Here is a 17,941-nt window from a genome sequence, read left to right as displayed (position 1 = left end):
CTGAGAGCCTACGCGCCGAACCGAAGTCCGTCGATCAGCCAAAGCGAACGCCCGGCTTGGCCGGAATGCCGTTCGGCGTGTTCACCGGCGTCGTCACGGTCGGCGGCGGCGGCGGAGTCTTGGAACGCGACGCGGCGGGGATCGTCTTGATCTTGCTGCGTTGGATGCCGACGAGGTTGGGGGGGAGCTCCCCACCGCCCCCTTGAGCGACGGCCTGCGCCGCCGCACCAAGAACAGTCGCTACCAGAAATGCTGTCTGCGTGACGCTGCGTTCACGAGATGTCATGACGTGCCTCTGCTACTCGATGTCCACCTTGCTCAGCCCACCCTGTGGAGTCGTCCCTAGGCTCCAGCAGTTGGCCCAACGTCGGTCATATCTCGCGAAGGCTCCGATCGTCAAGCTCGGGTCCCATACACCGGCTTCGTCGGTCAGCCAAAGGGAACGCCCGGCTGAGCCGGAATGCCGTTCGGAGTGCCGACCGGCGTCGTCACGGTCGGCGGAGGAGGCGCGCTCTTGGAACGCGACGCGGCGGGGATCGTCTTGATCTTGCTGCGTTGGATGCCTTGGAGGTTGGGGGGCAGGCCGCCTCCACCGCCCTGAGCGAGAGGCTGCAAGTTCATCCCGAGAAGGAGCAGAACCGCCAGCACAGTCGCCGCGCTCAGTCGTTCAAAGGAAGACATGGGCCACCCTCGCGATCCGGCTGTCTTCATGGTCGGCCAGCTTTGTGGCGACGGCGCGAGCAGCGCTGGAGAGCACCCAACGCGAGTCGGACTTCGCGGCAGTGCGACCTGCCGAGATGGATTCCAGCACGACCTCATCGCTAGCCGTCTCCAGGACTGCACGGGTTGCCGATTCAGCCTCGTCGCCATCGCCGACGTAGATGGATTGCGCAATCCACTCCAGCGGCGGCGCCGTTCTGGACGGATCCAGCATGCTCGACCGGCGATAGAGACCCAGAGCGCGACCGGTGTCAAACTTCTCGGACGCGATCATCGCCAAGAGGTCGGCTGCGTAGGAGCCCACGGATATCGTTCCGGCGTCGGCCGCAGAACCACGGCCAACCCTCTGCGCCGCATCAGCCGACCCACCGTGCCAGAGCGCATACCCGAGGAGTACGCGATTGGTGACCGTGGGGACCAGCTTGACTGCAAGGGACTGCACGCGACTGGCCGCTTGCGGAGTCAACGGGCCGCTCTCTGCGAGCGAGTCGTAGGCGCGTGCATCCGACGAAACCACCGAGGGCAGCTGAAACTCCTCCGTCTGGATCGGACGCGCCGCGTTAGCACTCCGAACTCGCGACTCGACATAGCCTCGGCTCCAGAGCTCTGGCGCCTCCATGGCCGACGCAACGACTCTCGCGTGAATCGCTGATGCCAGTTCGAACTTTCGGCAGTCCAGTAGCTCCTTCTCCGCGTTCGACAGGCGGCCGATGCTTCGGTCGATGCCTCTTTCGTCGGGGCGTTCGACGAGCTTGGTCAGGTCTGCGCGCGACACGTTGAGCAGGACGCTCTCGCGTTGTTTACCGATGTCGCCGAGCAGTTCGCGCAGCTCGGGGCTGAGGCCTTGTGCGCTGGGTGTCATGACTGGTCCTTGGCGGGCTCGTCGAAGGCGTCGTCCTGCGCCCACCAGGGGCCGATCGTATCGTCTTGGACTTCGCGCCAGCTTGGTGAGCGAGGGGAGATGCCAGCGGCGGCATCGAGGGCGCGCTGGGCGTTGTGACGCAGGCGCTCTTCGGGCCCGAGTCCCATCTCGAGGGCCTCGGCGATCGAGCGGTGGTCGATGAACAGGGCGAAGAAGGTCTGCCGGCAGTCGGCGGGCAGGCCGTTGAAGTTGACCGAGACGAAGAGGCCGTTCTCGGGGATGACCATGCAGGTCTTGACGAAGAAGTCGTAGTGGACGAGGTCGTCGGCGAAGGTCAAGCCGTCACGCAGGGCGAGTTCGTCCTTGTTCAGGCAGTCTTTCGCGGCCTCGTCGATCCGAGCGTTGAACCAGGCCAGGAGCTGCTCTTCGGGTGGCGCGTCGCCCTTGGCTCGCTCGGCGGCGATGGCGACCCGGCCGCAGGTGCGGCGGAACACCCGTTCGGGGTCGAGCAGGAGGAACGTCTCGCGCAATCGAATGGCCGTCCCAGCCTGCAAGTGGATCGAATCGTGTTCGACGAGTCGCTCCCTCACCTGCCCCGCGTCTCGCTCGGCGAGCGACCATACCCAGGACGCGTCCGCGCTCGGCTGGAACGCGGATTGGGCTGTGGGTTGCATGCCGGACGGAGGGGGCGTCGTCATGGCGAGCGGGCAAGGCTCGAGCGGCGAACCGAGCTCAGCGGGCGGAGGGCGTTGAGGATCGTCCGCCGCCCAGAAAGCCCTGGCAATGAAGTTGCAAAATCGGCGGTCGGGAGAGGCGGGCTCGATCCCGCCTGATGGTCTGGCGCTATGGCCCTCAAATGTCCCCAGAATGGCCTCCAAACTCCCTCTGGATGGCCCTTACCAGCCGGAAGCCCGCACCGAGGTCGGACTTGCTGGCGTGTGCGCCCGCTCGATTCTCGCCAATACCGACGACGCCCACTGGAGCCAACCAGCGCCCGAACGCCACAGCCGGGTGCCTCCGACCGGGTCGATCCGAGTTCTCGAGGTTGGGCTCTTGGAGTCGAATCCGATGGTCCGGGATCTCTTCGATGGACGTCGAAGCAGGCTCGTCCACGGTGCACTCGTCGTGCCGGCGGGTTTCCGCTCAATGCGACCTGTCGTTTCGACGATCGAGCGACGGCGGTCCGATTCGGACGCGGAGCGACGGGCGATTCCCCAGCCACTCCATCGCGCGCTCGCGGCCGCTTCCTGGTGGTCGATCGGCAGCCGAGAGGTCCTCAGCGAATCGCGCCGCGCGTGTAGAGCCAATGGCCCCTCTCGCGCTCGAACTCCGATCGCTCGTGCAGCTGACCACGCTTCGTCCCGACTCGATAGGTGGCGACGAATTCCACGATCCCCCGCTCGCCGTCGATCTCGGCTGAGAGCACGCGAAGTCGCTCCCAAGCGTCGATTCCGGCGATGCTCGCGCGCAGGCCTTCTCGCAGGTTCGCCTCGCGGTGGTCCGGATGTTGGGTGGCGACGAGGTACTCGATCGCCTCGGCAGTCCCGAGCGCGAAGGCCGTGTAGCGCGAGCGCATCAGGGACTCGGGGTCGGGCGCGGGACGAGCGCCGGTCAGGTACGGTCCGCAGCATTCAGCGAGGGCGTGCGGTCGGCCGCAAGGGCAGGGCTCGTGGTGCGTTCGGCTATCAGAAGCCATGCCGAGACTCTAGGCGCACTGGGCGGGCACGACAGGGATGGGGGTTGGCGAAGGAGACCGAGGGTCCCCCCGGTTCGCCGCGCGGCGAGGGCTGGAGCGCCTCGCCACGGATCGAAGCCGCTGGTGGGGAGCCAAGTCACGGTTGGCGGGCTCGGCTGCCGGTACTCAGCCCTAGGTGGTTTGAGCGAGCGGTGGTCCAAGGCGTTGCTATTCCGCGGCTTGCGGACGGCTTCCGATTCCTTGGCCGACCTTCCCACCGCAATAGTGTTCTAGTCCTCTATAACACTCGGCGGCCCTCGCCCCCCAACCATGGCCCCTCCCGTCCACCTGCACCTGACCCCTGGCGACGACGCGCCGCTGTACCGGCAGCTCGTGCGGCAGGTGGCGTCCGGCATCGCAACGGGCTCGCTGATCGCCGGAGAGCGACTGCCTTCCCTGCGAGAGCTGGCCGCGCGCCTGGTGGTCGCGCCGCTGACGGTGAAGAAGGCCTACGACGAGCTCGAGGCCCAGGGCCTGATCGAGACCCGGCGCGGGCAGGGGACGTTCGTGCGGGCCGACGCGGCGCGGTCGAAGCAGGACAGCGCCGAGCGCCTGCGGCCGCACCTGCGGCGCCTCTTGGTCGAGGCCGAGCTCGCGGGGCTCGAGCCGGCCGCGCTGAACACGTTGATCGAAGCGGAGCGCGCGGTCCTCGAGGCCGAGCGAGCGGCCCAGCGGACGAGCCGCGGGACCCGAAACGAATCCGGAAACGACCGATGACCCACGTACTCGAACTCTCACGGGTGACCCGCTGCTACGAGGCCGGAATCGACGTCCTGGTCGACGTCAGCCTGACCCTCGATCCTGGCGAGGTGGTCGGCCTCTTGGGCGAGAACGGCGCGGGCAAGACCACCCTGATCCAGATCGCGTTGGGGATGCTGACGCCCCAAGCGGGCAAGGTTCGGCTCTTCGGGTTCGATCCACAGGCGTTCCCGGTCAGGGTCAAGCGCCGCCTCGGCTACGTTTCCGAGGACCAGGTCCTGCCGCCCTACCTGACGGTCGAGGGCGTACTCGAGATGCACCGCGCGCTCTTCCCGACCTGGGATCGCGCCCTCGAGGCTCAGCTCGCCGAACGCTTCGACATCGGCGGGCGCGAGAAGGTCGGCAAGCTCAGCAAGGGTCAGGCGCGTCGCGTGGCGGTGCTGTGTGCGATCGCCCATCGTCCGGAGCTGCTGTTGCTCGACGAACCCGCGGGCGGCCTCGACCCGGCCGCGCGGCGCGAGTTCCTGGAGACCGCGGTCCAGTTCCTGGCCGCGGAGGGCAGCACGATCCTGTTCTCGTCGCACCAGATGGAAGACGTCGAGCGCATCGCCAGCCGCGTCTGCCTGCTGCATGACCGCGGGGTCTTGATCGATCGCGACCTGGACGAGCTTCGGGAGACGACGGTGCTAGCGAGCCTGCCTTCCGCGAGTGGCGCCGACGACCTGCGCGGCCTCACCGGATGTCTGGCCTCACGAGTCGTCGGCGGCGAACTTCGCGGCGTCTTCATCGAAGGAGCCGAGTCCGTGCGCGGACAGATCGGCGGGCTGAGCGGCGCGCAACACGCGCGGATCACACCCATCTCCCTCGAGGACCTGTTCATCGAGATCGCGGAGGGTCGACGGTGAGGCTTGCACTCGTGCGACGGGAGCCGGCGCTGCGAATGCTGCCCCTCGTCGCGGCCCTCGCCGCGGCCTACGCGTTGTTTGAATCCAGAGTAGCCCTTTCAGTGCTCACTGAGCGCGACGTCAACGGCAGCCCCGTTTGGTCGTCGAGTGACCACTTCGGTGAGATCTATTCGCTGATCGGAATGCCGCTCCTTCTCGGCCTCGTCGTGTTCACGACGCTACTTCCGATCCGCACCCGAGTGCGTGAGTTCGAGCGCGCGCTGCCGGTGACGATGCGCGAGCTGGTGCTCACGCGGCTGGGCCTGGGCCTCTTCGCACTTGGTGTTCCGATCGCCGTGATGACCGCCGTCTTGGCCGTCGATGCCCCGTCCCGCTACCGCAGCGTATTGCTCCTTGCAGGTGGAAACCTGCTGATGAGCGCCGCGCTCGCGCTCATCCTGATCTTTCGCTGGAAGCCCACGGTCCGCAGGCTGCCCCTGACCGACACGATCACGGCCGGATGCGTGGGCGTCGCGATCGCTGCGCTCCCAGCTGGCTTCAACCAGCCGCTTCTCGCGATTCCCTATGGGCTGCTCGCCGCCGTCGTACTCGTGGATCTCCGGCGACGCGCGCCGTTGGAGATCCCAGCCGACGATCCGCCCTCGGCACCGGACACCAGGCGCGTCGACCATGGATCGCCAGCCGGAACAGGCACCCGACTTGGCCTGTCCCCGCTGGTCTTCGTGATGCTTCGCAGTGTCGCCCTGCGGCCACTTCCCATGCTCATGCTGGCAGTCGCTCTCCTGAGCGCGTTCATCCCAGGGTACAGCAATCCCTGGTTCCTGATCGGGTACCCGTTCTGGATGGTGATGGTCTCAGTGAAGCACGGGCTGAGCCCACTGCATGGCCTCCATGCGCTCCCGATTTCCCGGGACCGGATGCTGCCGTTCTTGATGCTCCCGTCCCTGATTGCGGTCGCGCTCGGAACTGGTGTCCGAGGGCTCTTCTTTCCGACCCCTTTCCTCTCCTACGACGTCCTCGCTGCGTCCGTGCAGTTGGACAACGGCATAGAGCGTGCCAACGGCGTCGAGGAGGAAGAGTATCGGTTGCACGTCGAGGTGCCGCCCCGTGCGTGGGCGCTCGGCCTCGACCCACGGGATGGCGGGGTCACCGCCCCCTGGGGCGAGACCTGCGAGCCCCTGCGACACCGGCTCTTCTGGGGCGTGTCGAGCTTCGTCTACAACCCCTACGACGTCGCACCTGACAACACCGTCCGCTTCCTGTCCTGGCAGCTCTCGCGCGCGTTGCGCGACGTCCACGGCCTGGAGCTCTCGGCTGACGAGGTCCTCGCCCGTTACCTGTCCGAGTGCAACCCCGGGGACTCGATCGGCGAAGAGAGCTGGCGGATCCCGAAGGGCGCTCCCTGGGGTCCCCTACCCGATCGCGACCACAATCGCACCGGCGGCTGGTTCCTGTTTGGCGTCCTGCTGTGGTTCGGCGCCTGCTGGTTCGCGCTGCGTGATCCACGACCGCTTGCATCCACGTGCCCGCGATGGCGGCGCCGCCTGCGAACCTACGGACTCGGCACCCTGGCGATCTCTGCCCTGATCGCCATCAGCTCACTGGCGCTCTCCGATCGGACCGCGCTTCTGGTCCTCGGCGCGCGAATCCATCGATGGCTGGACGGGGCCTTGGCCTCGAGCCCGATTGCCTGGACCGCCCTGCTGCTCGGCCTGGTGCTCGCGTGCCTCGCGCTCCTGCGTCGTCGCTTGCGCCGGATCGAGGTGCCGCGACGACCGAAGACCGGCTTCGTCCCGAAGGAGGTTGCAATCTTCTGATCGCGCCAGAGGAGGCGGGAGCCACCGTGCTCGACTGTGATCGGTAGACCGAAGACCACGCGATCACGGTCTACCCGGATCCGACCCAGGTGGACTCTCAGTTCGAATACCAGCTCGATCTGGACGGCGGGCGACGCGCCGTGGGTGCGTCCCAGTTCTCCCACGGCCCCACCGAGGCCCCGGGAGCGGTCTACGCCTACCGCCCCGACGTCGCCATCGACGGCGACTACTTGCTCGCCGGGGCACCCCATGCGCTCGGTCTGGCCGGCGCGGATCAGTTCTTCTCGCTCACGCCGAATTCGCTTCCTGGGGGCTTCGCTCCCGCGGACGTCCTGGCGACCGTGCTGAGCTACGGGCCGGGCAAGCCCGGGTCGCTGGGCCTGCCGGTCTTCAGCTGCAAGACTGGGCCGGTTCTCGGTGAGACGGACCTGATGGGGCTCGGCCATGCCGCCGTCGGCACCGTGCCGATCATCGCCTGGTGCCTCGCGCCGGCAGCGGTGCGGTTCGATGACGGGCTGCTGCCGGTCAATCCCCTGGGCCCGATCCAGTTGCCGGTCGTCAGTCAGCTCGGCCAGGTGGGCTGTCCCTGGAACGTCAGCAGCGAGCCGCTCCACACCGCCCAGTCCGAGGGGCTCGCGCTGACGATCGGCGATTGCGGCCGAGGCCCTCTCGCGGTGCGCCGCGGACGGCTCGATCCCCAGTCGATGACGCCCCTCTCCAGGGGCTCGTCCGAGCAGATCCGGAAGTCGCTCGGAGCGGTGACCCATCCCGGCGGCCGGCGACCGAAGGAGCTGATGCCCGCGGGCCGGCGGCCCTGGCCGATCCGCGGCGCCATGTCCTAAGGGTTCGCATTTGCGGAACTTGTGGCGCCTCTGGATGTCTGCGGCAGGATTCATGGGGGATCCGACGGCCCTGATCCGTGTCGTCGTGAGAGCCTGCGTGATCCCGCATTCACCCTACGACAGCCCTCCAATGCTCTCCCCCTCGAGCCTGCTGCTTCTCGCGACCCTGGTTCCGACGACTGCCCAGGACTGCAACATGAATGGCGTCGACGACGCCATTGATCTGGTTCTCGGGACCAGCTTCGACTGCAACAAGAACGGTGTCCCCGACGAGTGCGACACGTGCACCGGCGAGATCACGCTGATCGACTTCGAGGGCTTCCCGGAATCGACCGCGATCAACACGCAGTACGCGGCGGCCGGTGTCACGTTCGGTCTGCTCGGCGAGGTCGGGGCGCCGATCATCTGCACCGAGGGGAGCCCCCAGGTCGGGTTCCAGGGCGTCGGCAACGATGCGCCAGTGGCGGGCCTCTCCGCCCTCACCGACCCCAACGACGGGCAGTACCACCCGATCGAGGTCCTGTTCGACCCGCCGGTCTCGAACGTGGCGATGTTCGCGATCGACATCGACGCGGGCGACGTGCTCGAGGTGCGTGCCTACGACAGCGGTTCGAGCCTGCTCGCCAGCACTGGCGTGGCCGACGGAGACGAAGGCACTGGGAACGGCGTCGGGACCTACATCCAGCTCATCGCGGATGGCATCTCGCGGGTCGAGATCGAGTTCACCAATCAGAACCCGGGATTCGCCATCGACGACCTCAGTTTCGAGCGCCCCAGCACCACCGCCGGCTGCAACGGACTGGTGCGCGTCGCCCAGGAGTCGAGCCCCGGCGCCGGCGACTTCGACGCCAACATCCTCGGCTACATCGAGATCTTCCCGACCAGCTCTGCGGTCGACTCGCTGTACTCCTACGACTTCCCCGCGTCGGATTCCTACAACGGCACATTGCTGGCTCTCGACAAGAACGATACCAACCTGGCCTTGATCCAGACCGGCGACGAGGGCCTGGCTCTGTTCGTCGTGCATGACGTGCCCGGGGACGGCGACGGCGGTCGCGCCGAGATGCGCTTCGACCTGACGGGCGACGCCGACGGGGCAGCCCTGGTGCTGCTCGACGATCCGAACCAATCGGACACCTTCACGGGCGTGGCCGGCGAGAGTACGTTCACCGCGCGCTGGAACTGGAGCGGTTGCTGCACGGACGGACTCGTGCTCGGTGACCTGGAGGGCCCGTGGGAACTCGTGATCGCCTTCACCGACGTCAACGGCAGCTCATCGACCCCGGTCATCCAGGGAGTCTTCGATTGGATCCTGCACTCGGCCGACGGCACCGACCTCGAGCTGGCCTTGGTGGCGGACCGGCGCGTGCGGCTGGACACCGTGGCCGGACCCTGCCCCCTGTCGCTGGCGCCGGACCTGGTGGACATCTCCCTGGGGAGCGGCGGGACGCAGGTCCTGAGCCTCGACGCAGGCCCGAGCCACGCCGGCGCGATCTACTTCCTGCTGGGCACGATCACCGGCACCCAGCCGGGCCTCGACCTGGGTCAGGTCACGCTGCCCCTCAACCCCGACCCCTACTTCAACCTCACGCTGGTCGACCCCAACGGGGCCTTCCTCTCGAGTCAGATCGGCTTCCTCGACGGCGCGGGGACGGCGACGGCGGGCCTGACCCTGCCCACCGGAATCAGCGGCGCCCTCGCGGGGTTGACCGTGCACCACGCCTTCACCTTGCTGTCGCAACCCTTCGTCAGCAATCCGTGCCCGGTGCGCCTGGTGCCGTAGGTGCCCTGGATCAGGACGCGCGGGCTCGGTCCCGCGCCGAGGGCTCACGGTCTTGATTCAACGGCCCGCCGCAGCGCTCGCACGAGCCCATCCGGGTCCTGGGTCCCGACCCCGACCGACCGTCCGCTGTCCAGCTCGATCCACACCGCGTCGAGTCCGTGGGCCCGCCACAGCCAGCCGTGGGTCGTCCAGCGGATGCCCCAACCCCAGTACCAGGGCGAACGCCGTGCCTCGACGCCCACGACGCGCTCCAGGGGGACGGTCCATCCAATCGGTCCCCGACCGAAATGCCAGCTCACGACGGCGCCGGTCACCCGCACCGTCAGGACGCCGAAATTGGCGACCAACAGGCCGAGGGCAACCAGCGCCACGCCGATCAGGGCCTCGGGCCTGGCGCCGATGGCGAAGATGACCGCGAGTACGAGGCCGAGCACGACCAAGAAGCCCGCGATCCCGAACAGCCACCATCCAGTCGACTTCGATTCGTAGGCAGTCATTCCTGAGCTGAAGGTGAGTCGCAGTTGAGAGCGGGGTCGCCCCAGGCATCGCGAGGGTGGGGTACGGTCGGCGGTGAGAGCACGGCGCGAACCTACGCGCTTGCGCCCGCTCCATTCGGTCCGACCTTCGATCCTCGGGGAATGCCCGCGCGCCCCGCCGCTCCCAGGACCCACGCCGAGCGGCGATCACCCTCGCGCGCTTCAGCCTGACAGCCCCAACTGTTCCATCATTCGCTCGCGGGGCGGGTGGATCGGGCCCATGGGCGAGCTCACCGGGATCATCGTGCGAATCCAGCGGGCGACGGTCCGCCGGCCGCGCTCAGTCGTGCAGTGCTCGCGCGGGGTCTGGCCTCCGAACATGGGCACCTGCTCGTCGAGCTTCGCCATGAACAGGGCCTCGATGCTGGCCCGGAGCGAGGCCGCCAGCTCCTCCGACACCGGCTCGGGTCGCTGCGGAAGCAGGTCGTCGGTCGCGGGTTCGCGGACGGGCTCGACCAGGCGCTCGAAGACCAAGCCCTCGACCTCGTCCAACCAGGTGCGAGCTTCCCGTAGACGTTCGGCCGAGTTGACCTCGAGCAAGAGCTCGTCGCCGAAGACCTCGAACCGGCCGAGCACAGTCAGCTCGCCGAACTCGCCTCGCAGCTTGGCGGGCTTGACCCACAACCAGCCGCCGCTCTCATCGCGCTCGAGGTCCCCCTGCGCATCCAGGGATCGCTCGAGCCCCATCCCATCGGCCACCCGGAACAGGGCCGTGACAGGATCGAGCAACTCGCCGTCGGTGTTCATCAACACCGGTGGCTCTTCTTCCTGGCTCTGCCACAACGTCCCGAACAGGTGCCCGCCGGCCCGCAGGCTGGCCTGGTCCCGATCGTGACCCGCGTTGGCGAGGGTCTCGGTGAAGGCCGCGACCTGGACCGGGCCGAGCGGAGGACCGGCGAGGCTCGGCACGTACCAGTCGCCCAGCCGCACCACGCGCATGGGGATGAAGATCCCGAGGATCGCCGCGCCGGACATGACCTCGTCCTGCACCACGTAGCGCTCGCCGGTCAGCACGTCCTCGACCTCGATCGACTCACCCGGCTCGGTTGCGTCCACCCGAAAGATCGATAGCACGGCATCCCGATAGGCCTCGAGGACGATGCGGTCGCGGGGATCCAGTTCCTCACGCTCCAGAAGCGCCTCGCAGCGGGTGCGGCGGTGGCGGCCCGGCCGGTGGTCCAGGAACAGCCAGCCCAGGACCGCGATCAAGGGGATCGGGTTCCCCTCGTCGAGTTCGGCCTCCTCGAGCAGCTCCTCGGCGAGGTCGCGGCGACCGAAGAAGCGCGCGGCCTCGCGATCCGTGAGCTCGTCCACCAGCGGCGCGACGTAGCGCGCGATCACGGCCCCCTCGACCCGCTTCCAGCCGTCGATGTCCTGCGGTATCTCGCCGCTCGTCGTCTCGATCTCTTGCTCGAGGATGCCCAGGGCCACCAACGCGATCTCCTCCACGATCGAGGGTGCCTCGACCAACTCGACCCTGACGCCGAAGCCGACCAGCTCTTCCTCGAACAGCGCCTCGACGAACGGGTCGTCGAACTGGACGCAGCCCGCGATCCCGAACGCCTCGTCGGCCTCCAGCTGCCCATCGACGACCGCTTGGAAGGCGATGATCACGTCGCCGGCACTGCCGCGCGGAACGAGGTCCGCGTACAGGGGCTCCTCCTCGTCCAGGTCGGCCACGACCAACAGGTCGGCGGGTCCGCCGTCGTCGAACTCGATCTCCGCCAACGGGCGCACGGCCACGAACCAGGTCGAGTCCGGACGCGGCTCGAGCTTGCCGAAGACTCCTTCCAGGGTGGGGAGTTCGTCGTGGTCCGAGTCCGATTCCGTCAGGGCGTTGTTCACCAATTCGTCCAGGACCGTCGGCCGCGGCAGGTAGCGCACCTGCCAGCGCGGCGCGCGCGGGCTGCCCTCCACCTGCAGCTCCAAGAGCTTGTTCGCTGTGTCCACGGACCCCGGAGTGAGCTCGCCGGCCTCCGCGGCCGCGAGCACCGCGCGGGTCACGGCCAAGAGGCGCTTGGCCTCGCCACTGTTGGGCGGCCGGGGGTCGCCCTCGGGCACGTCGACCGCGATGTAGGGCACCAGCTTCTCCCGCCGCGCCTGGACGCCGGCGACCCGCAGAAACTCGCGCTGGCGTGCGTCGAGGGACGACCAGCGCGCGACCCCCACCAAGCTGGTGCGCCCGATGATCTCGCTCGCGACCCGCCGGACCCCGAGCAGGTCGCCCACGTACAGCTCCAGCGCCCGTTCGCCACGCGCCAGAATCAAGCCGTACTCGCCCCCCTCGGCCCCCAGGATCTGCGCCACGAGGGGCTGCTCGTCACCCTCGAGCCGCACTTGGAACACGGCATCGAGCGGTAGAGGCTCCCACAGTCGACGCCGATGCAGCTCCATGGCGGCGTCGGCCAGGTCCTTGGCGAGGCGAGGTTGCATGAGGTCGAGGTTAGCGCGCAGACGCGGCGTGGAAACTGGCTCGGCACTCGAATCGCGACGGTCGCCGACCGGGACCGAGGGGCGAACGCCGACGACGACGCCCGCGCCGCAGTACCCGAACGCCGGGCGACCGCAATCTGTGCGGGCGAATGCGCGCTTCTTTGATGCACCGGGGGGTTCGTTGTGGATATGGAAGGCGTTCCAATCAAGGAGATGCGGGACGCGGGGGACTCGATCAGCGCACCTGCCAAGCTGACCGTCCGCGTGCCCGGAGGACGGAGACCCGCTCCAACGATTGCAGCCACCATGAGACGACGAGCATCCACCACCGTTCTGCTTTGGGTCTCGCTTGCGGCGGCGAGCTGCGTCTCCGTCCCCGAGGGCCAGCGCCTGTCCTCCAAGGTCGAGGGCCAACACCTGAGCCAGCGCGAGCTTCGCATTCGCCTCTACGACTTCGTCGTGCGCTTCTCCAGTGCCGTCGAGACGGCAGCGGACGAGATCGTCGCGCGGACCGAGTCCCACGCCGTGCGCGAGCGGGCCCTGTTGTGGAAGACCGGCGCGGTGCCGGCCTGCGAGAGCGCGGCCTTCGACGCGGACCCGCTGGTGGGCTTCGTCGACGTGTGGACCCTCGTCGCCCAGATGGGCGACTACTTCGAGGGCGACGAGGGGGCGGCGGACTTCGGCGATCTGGTGGCGGTCGCGCGCCGGGTGGCCGTGCAGCTCGAGCGCGAGGTCGAGTCGATCGGCGTGGACCTCCAGGGCGCCGAGGGCGCGGCGGCCATGGGTGCCGCGGTGCGCTCCTTCGCGGGCGAGCACCCCCTGGACGCCCCGGTCTTCGTGCGGCCGGCCGAGCTGCCGGTGTACGACCTGGCAGAACGGGCCTCGACCGACGGGCTCTTGGAGGTCGCGGCCACCGCCGACGAGCGCCTGGCGGAGGCCCAGGACCGCATCACCATCTACGCCGCCTCCCTGCCGCGCCAGGCGCGGTGGCAGGCGGAGTTGCTCGGCGAGCAGCTCCTCGGGCGCCCCGAGGTCGCCGCCCTGACCGGCCTGGCTAAGCAGGTTCCGACCCTGGTCGCGGCCGAGCGCGGCGTGATCCTCGCGGCCCTGAGCGCCGAGCGGGCGGCCATGGTCGAGGCAGCCGACGCCCAACGCCTGGACACCCTCGAGTTCGCGCGCGGCGAGCGCGAGGCTTCGATCGCCAGCCTCGACGACCAGCGGCTAGCGACCCTCGAGGCCCTCTCCGCCGAACGGGTCGCCGTCCTGGAGGACATCGACCGCCAGCGCGAGGCGACCCTCGCGCACCTGAAGTCGGAACGCGAACAGACCCTCGAATGGTTCGCCAGCGAGCGCAACGCATCGATCGACTACGCCTCCGACGCCACAGCGCGCACCGGCGAGCGAATCCTCGGCCGTGCGTTCCTCTACGCCCTGGCGCTCATCGTCGTTCCGACCCTGCTGCTGGTCATCGCGATCGCGGTCGTGCGGCCCAAGCTGACCGTCGACTTCTCACGCCCGCCGACATCTCGAGAGTGACCTCGAGCGCTGCGGAGTCGCGCGCCCCGTATCGCTAGTGTCCTGGATCAGGATTTGGGCGTCACCTCCCGGGCTCCGATCGCCGCTGGCGTCGCCAGCGCCTCCTCCGAGTATCGCAGCGGATACGCGTCGTCGGCGCGCCTGGCCAGCATCGATCGGACCTCCGGGAAGTGACGCCGAAATCCTGATCCAGGACACTAGTCGACGATCCACAGCTCGCCGGGCTCCAGCCGATGGTGGGCGACGACCGCCCAGTCGCCCTCGCCGCGGCGCATCAGGGTCAGGTCGCCGACGGGAATCCCCGTGAACTCGAACTCGTCACCTTCACCTTCACCGGCGGTGAGCCTCGCCCGGGCGATGATTCCGTCGCCCAGCTCCTGCACCAGCTGCAGGACTGCACCGCGCTTCCCGGCCGAGCCCCGCACAGCGCCGGTGGCCAGGTCCAGCTCCACCTCCGCGGTCCGCGGGCCGATGGTCACCTCGACCTCGATCGAGCGCTCGACCTCGCCGCCCTCGGGCGAGCGCAGGATCAGAGTCGCCGTGCCGGGGAGCGCGGGTGCCTCGAAGCTACCGTCGTCCGTCAGCACCACCGGCTCCAGGGACTCCGGACGTTCGAACGGGTCACCGTGGGAGACGTGGGCGCTCCAGCCGGCAGCACCTCGCCCGTCGAACCGCAGGTGCCCGCGCAGGGACAAGCCTTCCTTCCAACGGGTATCGAGCTCGAAGGCCGTCGTGCGTCCCTCGACGATCACTACGTTGGGCTCGAGGCGCGCCTCGCTCGCCGGAACCATGGACAGCATGCGTCCATCGGGAACCTCGTCGCGGTCCTCGACCAACCATCCGCCGGGCGTGAGGTGCTCGAATCGGAAGGCGCCGTCTTCGTCCGTGCGCGTCACCAGGGGCCGGCCGTCCGCACGCGAGATGGCAACCACGACACCCGCGACCGAGCGACCCGCCGGGCGCAACACGCGCCCCTCGAGCGTCCCACCGGCAGTCATCTCGATCACGATCTCCGGGACCCGGGCGGCCTCGAAGACCTGCCCGATGGCGTACTCCGCGCGGGCCAGACCCGGCTTCTCGACCAGCAGGGACCAGAACTCATCCCCCGGTTCCGAGAGTGGAACCTGGAAGCGCCCGTCGGCGCCGGTCTCGATCGGCGTCTGGTTCCCGAGCAGGCGCGACTGGAAGCCCTTGTAGACCACCCGCGAGCGCGCATCGACCGCCTGGACCAGGTGCAGCGTCGCGCCGGCCACCGGGTCGCCGCCGGCCATTACCACGCCCGCGAGGTGCGGCTTGCGAAGCAAGGTCACGACGAGTTCGTCGCCAAGGCCGATCGGATCAAGCGGCTCGATCCGACGGGCCTCGTAGCCGTCCGAGCCAAGCTCCAAGCCGAAGACCTCGTTCGGCAGCACCAGCGAGCAGCGTCCGTCGTCGTCGGTACGGCTGCGGACGAAGCCAAAGCCCTCGTCGCCCACATGGATCATCATCCAGGCGCCCGCGAGCGGTTCCCCCTCTTCGCTCTGCACCGCGACCTCACAACGGCGCAGGGGCGTCAGCCGCAGCACGACCTCGTCCCCACCGGGGCTCGCGACGGCCACCAGGGAGGCGGAGTAGGCACCGCTCGGGTCCTGCGCCAACAACTTGGTGGGCGCCTCGACGGGCGGCTGGAACTGGAAGCGGCCGGCCTCGTCCAGCTCGATCGCCCGGCTGCCGAAGTAGCCGTGCTCGCCATAGCGCAGCAGCGCTTCGGGCGCTGGGGAACCGTCCGGATGCACGACGCGCCCCGCTATCAACTGGCTGCGGTCGAGCGGAGGCAGCACCAACTCGACGCCCGAGCGGACCTCGCCGGCGTCGAGTTCGATCGGCTCGCTCAGGTTCCAGCCCAGCCCGGGCAACCGAAACCACAGTCGCAGGGGACGAAGTTCCAGCCCGTCCAGGGCGAACTCGCCGCGAGCGTCGGTCTCGGTCCGCAGCAACAGCTCGCCGTCATGGGGCTCCCAGGCCCCGCTGCCGATCAGCGTCGAAGGACGCTGCGACAGCAACGCCGCAGCCACGACCTCGACCCCGGCCGCTTCGATCCCGAGCGCGTCGACCACACGACCGCGAAGATCCGCGCCGAGCTCGAGGGTCAGGTCCCCGAGCTCGACCAGCGAGCCTTCCACCGCGGACTCGATCGACAGGCGCGCCGCGTGGCGTGGAGCATCCAAGCGCAGGGCCGCGTGCCGCTCCGGGGCCGCCCCGTAGCGGTAGGTGGCGGCCATGTCGATCTCGGCCGTGATGCGCCCGTCGGCCCCGCTGGGCGCGGAGGGCGCTCGGCCCTCGGTTCGGCCGTCGTGGCCCACCAACGTCAGCCGTGCGCCCGCGATCGGCAAGCCCTGGGGATCCACCGCCCGCAGGGTGAAGCCCGATCGCGTTTCGACGGCGGCGGCGGTCTGGGATCCGTCCGGTGCCCCGACGGCGACTGCGGGCAAGGACTTCCTTTCACCCGCGCTGAGAGCCCCCTCGGCCCGTCGCCCCGTTGCGGTGCGCGACGCGGCCGCGGTCACGTTCCCCGTCTCCGGTCGAGCCGCCGGCGCACCGACGCCAGCGGCTTCTTCGGCTCCAGGGAACCGGTTCGCACCGATCACAGCCAGGACTGCGGCGACGGCCGCGGCGACGAGCTTGGTCGAGGTCTTCATGGCAACTACTCCAGTGATGCAGGCGGCGATCCACAGGGCCGGCCCGGCAGGCCGCGCGATCCCTGCGGCGAGCCCCAGGGCGGCGATCGAGCGGTGGCTCGAGCCGCCCTGCTGGATGCGGTGCAGCTCGCGCAACCGCGTCAGAGCGCGGGCGAGCTGCGAGCGCACCGTGGCCGCGGGGCGTCCCGTCACGCGGGCGATCTGCGCGGCCGACTCACCCCGGTAGAAGTGCCGCAACAGGACGGACCGGTAGGGCTCGCCCAACGCCGCGACCAACTCCGCCAGCCGGCGCTGCTCCTCGAACTGCGCCAGGACGTCGACCTGCGCCGGCAGTGCTTCCGCGCGCGCGGCGTCGGTCTCGCGTCGCCGGCGGCGATCGTCGCTGCGGTGACCCGCGCGCAACAGGTTCCGCAGCACCGTCGAGAGCCAAGGCCGCAGGGGCTCGCCCCTGCTCGGCGGGTGCTCGAGCGCGGCCACGAGGGTCCCCTGGGTCAGGTCATCAGCCGCCGCACTGTCCCGCGCCAACCGCCGAGCCAAGGCACGCAGCCAACCGACCTCCGCCAGGAGTTCGTCGATCGCGACCGGCGTGGATCCGCGGGAGCCCATGCAGAGCAGCATTCCGCGGATGGGCGGATCGTTGCAAGCATCCGGCAATTCCGACCAACAATGCGGAGTCGCACACTTCGTGGTTGCCGAACAACAAGCAGGCGCCGCACATGATGTGCGGCGCCTGCTAGCTGTTCGGCAACCACGAACTGTTGCGACTCCGTACTGTTGCGACTCCGTACTGCTGGCGCCGGTCACCGCAGTGGCCGGCGCGCAGGCCTCAGATCAAGAGGCGGTCAGCGTGAAGCCGATCGTCTGAGCCGGGTCACCGCTGGTGACGGTCGCGGAGCCCGCATCGACCTCGACATCGACGTTCCCGCCGTCCTGCAGGACGATCAGGCCCCCGGAGGGACCAACCAGAATCAGGACGTCCTCGACGTCGCTCCAAAAGGCCGGAAACTCGAGCCCGTACAGCGACGGGATGTCGGTCGTGGTAATCGTTGCCAGTCCGGCGAACTCAGCAACGGCTGCCGCACAGGCCTGTGTTTCGACCGACTGGTCGAACGCGGGAGTCGCGTTGCCGGCGGTGGTGATCCCGGCGGTGATCCCGGCGGTGGTGAGGGTGATGAGGACCATGGTCCTCGCGAATCGACTCGTAAGAAGGTTCTGCATGTCGTTTTGCCTCGTAGAAGTTTCGGAAAGGGACGAGGGCGCGGGAGAGGCAAAGTCGCGACCTCGAGCACCCAGCCTAGCCACTGCCAAGGCGCTGTCCACCGGCCGAGGTCGATCGGGCGACAGAAGATTCCGCGCGTCGGATTGCCGCGCCGATGAACCTCAAAGGCGATCCGC

Annotated in this window: 15 protein-coding genes; 6 read left to right on the top strand and 9 right to left on the bottom strand. The window is 68.9% G+C overall.

The features are described from left to right. Positions 1-34: 34 nt before the first annotated feature. From Pla133_RS01540 to Pla133_RS01525, 5 genes are all read right to left on the bottom strand, one after another. Positions 35-286, bottom strand: coding sequence for a hypothetical protein (locus Pla133_RS01540; RefSeq protein ID WP_145168250.1), 252 nt, complete (start codon positions 284-286; stop codon positions 35-37). Positions 287-429: 143 nt separating this feature from the next. Next, positions 430-621, bottom strand: a complete 192-nt coding sequence (locus tag Pla133_RS25810; protein ID WP_419195418.1) for a hypothetical protein — start codon at positions 619-621, stop codon at positions 430-432. Positions 622-667: 46 nt separating this feature from the next. Beyond that, positions 668-1,582 (bottom strand): hypothetical protein, encoded by a 915-nt coding sequence (locus Pla133_RS01535; RefSeq protein WP_145061679.1) that lies wholly within the window; start codon positions 1,580-1,582, stop codon positions 668-670. Beyond that, positions 1,579-2,172 carry a hypothetical protein gene (locus tag Pla133_RS01530; RefSeq protein WP_145061677.1) on the bottom strand — a complete coding sequence of 198 codons (594 nt, stop codon included), beginning with the start codon at positions 2,170-2,172 and terminating at the stop codon, positions 1,579-1,581. The genes Pla133_RS01535 and Pla133_RS01530 overlap by 4 nt, the downstream gene beginning before the upstream one ends. A gap of 686 nt (positions 2,173-2,858) precedes the next feature. Continuing rightward, positions 2,859-3,278: a YchJ family protein gene (locus Pla133_RS01525; protein ID WP_145061675.1), complete on the bottom strand. Its 420-nt coding sequence runs from the start codon at positions 3,276-3,278 to the stop codon at positions 2,859-2,861. A gap of 309 nt (positions 3,279-3,587) precedes the next feature. Between Pla133_RS01525 and Pla133_RS01520 the strand changes: the two genes are divergently transcribed. From Pla133_RS01520 to Pla133_RS01500, 5 genes are all read left to right on the top strand, one after another. After that, a complete protein-coding gene (locus tag Pla133_RS01520) occupies positions 3,588-4,034 on the top strand; it encodes a GntR family transcriptional regulator (RefSeq protein WP_145061673.1) in 447 nt (148 codons plus the stop codon). Further along, a complete protein-coding gene (locus Pla133_RS01515; protein WP_145061671.1) occupies positions 4,031-4,921 on the top strand; it encodes an ABC transporter ATP-binding protein in 891 nt (296 codons plus the stop codon). The genes Pla133_RS01520 and Pla133_RS01515 overlap by 4 nt, the downstream gene beginning before the upstream one ends. Positions 4,922-4,956: 35 nt before the next feature. Further along, positions 4,957-6,738 carry a hypothetical protein gene (locus Pla133_RS01510; protein WP_145061669.1) on the top strand — a complete coding sequence of 594 codons (1,782 nt, stop codon included), beginning with the start codon at positions 4,957-4,959 and terminating at the stop codon, positions 6,736-6,738. A gap of 89 nt (positions 6,739-6,827) precedes the next feature. Next, positions 6,828-7,580 carry a hypothetical protein gene (locus Pla133_RS01505; RefSeq protein ID WP_145061667.1) on the top strand — a complete coding sequence of 251 codons (753 nt, stop codon included), beginning with the start codon at positions 6,828-6,830 and terminating at the stop codon, positions 7,578-7,580. A 130-nt stretch (positions 7,581-7,710) separates the two neighbouring features. Then, a complete protein-coding gene (locus Pla133_RS01500) occupies positions 7,711-9,363 on the top strand; it encodes a hypothetical protein (RefSeq protein ID WP_145061665.1) in 1,653 nt (550 codons plus the stop codon). 44 nt (positions 9,364-9,407) lie between these two features. Here Pla133_RS01500 and Pla133_RS01495 read toward each other — a convergent pair whose 3' ends face one another. Both Pla133_RS01495 and Pla133_RS01490 read right to left on the bottom strand, forming a co-directional pair. Beyond that, complete coding sequence (locus Pla133_RS01495; RefSeq protein WP_145061662.1) at positions 9,408-9,860, bottom strand: hypothetical protein; 453 nt, start codon at positions 9,858-9,860, stop codon at positions 9,408-9,410. A gap of 201 nt (positions 9,861-10,061) precedes the next feature. Then, positions 10,062-12,332: a hypothetical protein gene (locus Pla133_RS01490; protein ID WP_145061660.1), complete on the bottom strand. Its 2,271-nt coding sequence runs from the start codon at positions 12,330-12,332 to the stop codon at positions 10,062-10,064. A 306-nt stretch (positions 12,333-12,638) separates the two neighbouring features. Between Pla133_RS01490 and Pla133_RS01485 the strand changes: the two genes are divergently transcribed. Then, entirely contained in the window at positions 12,639-13,868 is a 1,230-nt protein-coding gene (locus Pla133_RS01485; protein ID WP_145061658.1) for a hypothetical protein, read from the top strand. A gap of 197 nt (positions 13,869-14,065) precedes the next feature. Here Pla133_RS01485 and Pla133_RS01480 read toward each other — a convergent pair whose 3' ends face one another. Continuing rightward, the gene (locus Pla133_RS01480; protein WP_145061656.1) at positions 14,066-17,164 is read right to left on the bottom strand and encodes a sigma-70 family RNA polymerase sigma factor; all 3,099 of its coding nucleotides are present in this window, start codon (positions 17,162-17,164) and stop codon (positions 14,066-14,068) included. Positions 17,165-17,377: 213 nt separating this feature from the next. Continuing rightward, positions 17,378-17,728, bottom strand: a complete 351-nt coding sequence (locus Pla133_RS01475) for a hypothetical protein (protein ID WP_145061654.1) — start codon at positions 17,726-17,728, stop codon at positions 17,378-17,380. Between the last annotated feature and the right edge of the window lie 213 nt (positions 17,729-17,941).

The sequence above is a fragment of the Engelhardtia mirabilis genome, from assembly GCF_007748095.1.
In the GTDB taxonomy this organism is placed as follows: Bacteria; Planctomycetota; UBA1135; order UBA1135.
Note: the sequence above shows the minus strand (reverse complement) of the source record. Positions and strands in the feature narration are given on the sequence as shown.

Excerpts from the sequence above, each read along its gene's own strand:
- Pla133_RS01540 (WP_145168250.1), bottom strand. The coding sequence starts at position 286 with ATGACATCTCGTGAACGCAGCGTCACGCAGACAGCATTTCTGGTAGCG.
- Pla133_RS25810 (WP_419195418.1), bottom strand. The coding sequence starts at position 621 with ATGAACTTGCAGCCTCTCGCTCAGGGCGGTGGAGGCGGCCTGCCCCCC.
- Pla133_RS01535 (WP_145061679.1), bottom strand. The coding sequence starts at position 1,582 with ATGACACCCAGCGCACAAGGCCTCAGCCCCGAGCTGCGCGAACTGCTC.
- Pla133_RS01525 (WP_145061675.1), bottom strand. The coding sequence starts at position 3,278 with ATGGCTTCTGATAGCCGAACGCACCACGAGCCCTGCCCTTGCGGCCGA.
- Pla133_RS01520 (WP_145061673.1), top strand. The coding sequence starts at position 3,588 with ATGGCCCCTCCCGTCCACCTGCACCTGACCCCTGGCGACGACGCGCCG.
- Pla133_RS01515 (WP_145061671.1), top strand. The coding sequence starts at position 4,031 with ATGACCCACGTACTCGAACTCTCACGGGTGACCCGCTGCTACGAGGCC.
- Pla133_RS01510 (WP_145061669.1), top strand. The coding sequence starts at position 4,957 with ATGCTGCCCCTCGTCGCGGCCCTCGCCGCGGCCTACGCGTTGTTTGAA.
- Pla133_RS01500 (WP_145061665.1), top strand. The coding sequence starts at position 7,711 with ATGCTCTCCCCCTCGAGCCTGCTGCTTCTCGCGACCCTGGTTCCGACG.
- Pla133_RS01495 (WP_145061662.1), bottom strand. The coding sequence starts at position 9,860 with ATGACTGCCTACGAATCGAAGTCGACTGGATGGTGGCTGTTCGGGATC.
- Pla133_RS01490 (WP_145061660.1), bottom strand. The coding sequence starts at position 12,332 with ATGCAACCTCGCCTCGCCAAGGACCTGGCCGACGCCGCCATGGAGCTG.
- Pla133_RS01485 (WP_145061658.1), top strand. The coding sequence starts at position 12,639 with ATGAGACGACGAGCATCCACCACCGTTCTGCTTTGGGTCTCGCTTGCG.
- Pla133_RS01480 (WP_145061656.1), bottom strand. The coding sequence starts at position 17,164 with ATGCTGCTCTGCATGGGCTCCCGCGGATCCACGCCGGTCGCGATCGAC.
- Pla133_RS01475 (WP_145061654.1), bottom strand. The coding sequence starts at position 17,728 with ATGGTCCTCATCACCCTCACCACCGCCGGGATCACCGCCGGGATCACC.